The sequence below is a fragment of the Nitrospinaceae bacterium genome (genome assembly GCA_018669005.1).
GTDB lineage: Bacteria > UBA8248 > UBA8248 > UBA8248 > UBA8248 > UBA8248.
In genome coordinates, this window is sequence record JABJAL010000116.1 from 1 (window position 1) to 2356 (window position 2356).

The 2356-nt window shown below is 54.4% G+C and carries 2 protein-coding genes; both read right to left on the minus strand.

The genetic code is table 11. The features are described from left to right. Positions 1–673: 673 nt before the first annotated feature. Positions 674–1927: a DUF1552 domain-containing protein gene (locus HOJ95_17705; GenBank protein ID MBT6396530.1), complete on the minus strand. Its 1254-nt coding sequence runs from the start codon at positions 1925–1927 to the stop codon at positions 674–676. Between the two features lie 6 nt (positions 1928–1933). Then, positions 1934–2356, minus strand: a 423-nt coding sequence (locus HOJ95_17710; protein ID MBT6396531.1) for a DUF1585 domain-containing protein, incomplete at its 5' end; no start/stop codon positions are given.

A 2356-nucleotide genomic window follows, 5' to 3' on the forward strand; every position in this document is an offset into this window, starting at 1 on the left:
CGATAACCGTTTTCCTTTGACCTTCAAGTTGGAACGAGAGTCCCCTCGAACCGTTTTTACTATGCGACGGGAGCGCGAAAAAGAGGGCCATTTCCTCGAAAATCTTGGAACAGGAGTTCGCCGTTGTGACTACAAAGTGCGAACAGGGGTCAGAGCGTGATTCGTGTACTATCATTTCTCAACGACAATCAGTTTCTTCATTTTTCGAATGGCCTTCGAGTTGCTCTGATCGACCAATGTGACGGCTCTTGAAACAGTGAATGAATGGCCCATGCGTATCATCTCTTCTGCTCTCACTTGCCGCGACCAACACCAATTTCTCCAGCAACTTTCGGAATGGTTGGCCTCCGAGATACCAGCCCCTGCGGATGGTCTTCCACTTCTCCTTCAACTCATCGTCTTCGACTCCTTCACGTTCCCATCACTTCCCAGGAACCTGTCGCAACGAAGCCAGACCTTCCTTCGTGAAAATCATCTCACCACAATTGGCCCCAGGATATCACATGATACACTGCTCCCGGAAATTCAATCCTTACCTGCCTTCCCGTGAGCCACACCTTAACACCACGTCAAAGAGGGAATTAATTGTAGTTTTGTGGAACCTCCCCCTTTTTTAATGAGAAATCTCCACGTTTAAACGGTCTACCAAACGGGGGCGGTTACCTTACACTGCTCAGCCCAAGCCGGTCAGCGATCCTTTACTGCTCCCAAAATGGTCGGTCTCGATGCCCATCCGCTGAAGCATACTGACAAAGATATTACACAGCGGGGTATTATTGTGCGGATTAAACACCAGGTGCTGCCCATGGCGAAAACCGCCACCCGCAAGGAGGACCGGAAGGTTGTGGTTATTGTGAATGTTGGCATCCCCCATATGGCAGCCATAGAGCACCATGGTGTTGTCCAGCAGGCTGCCGTCGGCCTCCTCGATCTCCTGGAGATCCAGAAGCAGTTCTCCGAACAATTCCATCTGCGCGGTTTCAATCTCTTCCAACTGCTTCAACTTTGCCTCGTCTTTGCCGTGATGGGAAAGGTTGTGGTAACCGCCGAGCGTTCGGCCGTCCTCGAATTTCACGCCCGGGGTGCGCTGACCGCCCAGGAACAACGTAATCACCCGGGTGGAATCTGTCTGGAAGGCGAGCCGGGACATCTCGTTCATCATCCGCACCATGTCAAAGAACTCCTTCTTGTCCTTTGGGTAATCCGGCATGGCCTCGTCCACCTTGGGCCTGGGCCGGGTTTCCCAGGCTTGCGCCTCAGTGATCCGCTGTTCGAGACTGCGGACCGCGGTCTGAAATTGTTCGATCCGCTCCCGATCGGATGCGCTCACGCGTTTACTCAGAGCCGAACTCTGCCCCATAACGACATCGAGAATGCTCCCCTTTCTGCGCAGCCGTGCCAGTTGCGCTTCCATCGCTTCGCGATCGCCCTGAAGAAACATCTTTTTGTAAAGCGCCGCCGCGCTTTGAATGGTGGGGATTTCAACCCCCGCCTGGGTGTAGGAGAGGCTTCTGGCGTCATTAATCCCGAGAGAAAGCGACCGGAAGCGCGTCTCATGGCCTACCTCATTGGCCATCACCTGATCAAGAGAAATACTGTTGCGAAAGCTCGCCCGCCCGGGATGTGGCGCCGCGGTCAAAAACGTTTTGTCGGCGCGATGCCCCCCGTCGACGCCGGGATGGGAAAGTCCGCTGAACACGGTGAATTGTTCCCGATGCTTGGCGATCTTTTCGAGGTAGGGCGAGAGTTCGTAATCACGCCCTTCACCTTTTGGAAAGAACAGCTTGGGAATGAATCCAAGGTCCTGATTGATCGCGATCATGCGCTTGGGCGAGCCTTGTACCGAGGCGGCCCCGAAGGACTCTAGCAATGGCAGGCCCATGGCAACGCCCGCGGCGCGGAGGAATGTTCGGCGACTGGATTTCATAAGCGCTTATTTACGGAGGAACAATGGACTCCGGACGATTTCGTGAATGATGGAGCGAACGCCGTAATTCGAAGCACGGGTCTTTTCCAATATGGCAGCCACTTCGTCGCGATCGGAAAACCGTATTGGCGCGCCTGTCGCATAGACGAGCAGTTGTTCGGTCAGGTTGCGGGCGATGGCCTCTGCATCTTCCAACAAGAGTTTCTTGAACTCGACGATGTCCGTGAAGGCGCTTCCTTCAGCCGTCGTTCCTGACGCATCTACTTTCTGGCCGATATAGTGAACGTATTCGTTACCGCTTCGGCCTACCCCTTCGATGCGTTTCGATCCTTCTCCGAGCGAACGGTAGTTTTCGCGCCACCGCCCCATGACATCAAAGCTTTCCAGCGCGAAGCCCGGCGGATCGATCTTCTTATGACAGCTCGCGCA